The organism is Streptomyces sp. NPDC056503, from assembly GCF_042794995.1.
Lineage (GTDB): Bacteria > Actinomycetota > Actinomycetes > Streptomycetales > Streptomycetaceae > Streptomyces.
In genome coordinates, this window is the sequence record NZ_JBHTST010000285.1 from 1 (window position 1) to 1,173 (window position 1,173).

Consider the following 1,173-nt stretch of genomic DNA (forward strand, 5'->3'; position numbering starts at 1 on the left):
GCATCCGTGAAGCGGTAGCCCATGCTCGCGGCCCCGGTCAGAACCCGCACGTTCCTCATGGACGTGCGGGTTCATAACGGAATCAGCCCAGTGCCCCGTTTTGTGCGGGACACCGAGCAACAGGGGCCAGGCGGCTACGGCGCCGGCTCGTAGGTGACGACGGCCGTGGGGCAGTCCTCTGCGAGCCCGAGAAGGGCGTCGCGCTCGGCCTCGTCGGCGGCGAGGTCCCAGCGCAGCTTGGTGCCGACCCAGGTCGCGGCGTAGGTGCAGTGGTAGGTAGCGTCCGTGGGCAGCCATTCGGACGGGTCCTTGTCCGCCTTCGAGCGGTTGGAGGCGGCGGTGACGGCGATCAGGGTGTCGGGGCTGTCCTGGTCGTTCGCGTACGCCTCGCGCCGCTCGGGACTCCACGGGGTCTGCTCAGCTGGCAGGGAGCGTCATTCATAGTGAGCGGTATTCCTTGGGCGAGCGTGCGAGAAGAGCACCCAGGGCCTCCTGAGCCTGGGACTGGCTGGGCCAGGCTCAGGAGGCTGGCACGGTCTCTCTGGGCCAACACTTGGAGAGTGCCGCCGGGAGAAGCCCGGGAGTACCGGGCTGCCGGCGGCACACACTCCGGCTCACAGAGATGAGGAACGTCATGACCGACGCCGCTGCCGAACGCAACATCGCCACCACCAAGAAGCTGCTCGAAGAGGCGATGCCGAACCTCGACTGGGACCTCATGCGCTCGCTGGTCACTCCCGACGCCCCGATCACCCGGGCCGGCTTCGCCGACCTCTACGCCGCCACCGACAGCGACATCCCGCAGAGCGGCAACTTCATCGAGTGGCTGGAGACCGGCTGGAAGCAGCTGTCGGAGGGGCTCAGCGACAAGACCTCAAAGGCGACGGACGTGGTCGCCAACGGCAACACCGTGCTGATGAAGTTCCACATGACGGCGCTGCACTCCGGCACCTTCGCGGGCGCGCCAGCCACGGGCAAGCGAGTGGAGTGGGACGAGATCACGGTCCTGCACTTCAACGACGAGGGCAAGATCACCGACATGTGGTACATGTGCCAGGAGCTCGGCCTGGCCCGACAGCTCGGCTACGAGCTGAAGCTGGCCTGAGCCCACCGCCGCGCCCTCCCTTCACCGGCCTCACACCTATCCCCCGCCGCAGGGCCGGTTCCCCTTTG

Annotated in this window: 1 protein-coding gene and 1 pseudogene; one reads left to right on the forward strand and one right to left on the reverse strand. The window is 67.7% G+C overall.

The window, feature by feature from the left end; genetic code table 11:
* Positions 1 to 134: 134 nt before the first annotated feature.
* A pseudogene (locus ACFQ8C_RS37095) lies at positions 135 to 407 on the reverse strand (HNH endonuclease); the annotation flags it as partial.
* A 227-nt stretch (positions 408 to 634) separates the two neighbouring features.
* On the opposite strand from ACFQ8C_RS37095, the gene ACFQ8C_RS37100 reads away from it, so the two are divergent.
* On the forward strand, positions 635 to 1,105 hold the full coding sequence (locus tag ACFQ8C_RS37100) for an ester cyclase (protein ID WP_383466381.1): 471 nt from the start codon (positions 635 to 637) through the stop codon (positions 1,103 to 1,105).
* Positions 1,106 to 1,173: the final 68 nt, after the last annotated feature.

Coding starts and splice junctions, on each gene's coding strand:
- ACFQ8C_RS37100 (WP_383466381.1), top strand. CDS start 635: ATGACCGACGCCGCTGCCGAACGCAACATCGCCACCACCAAGAAGCTG.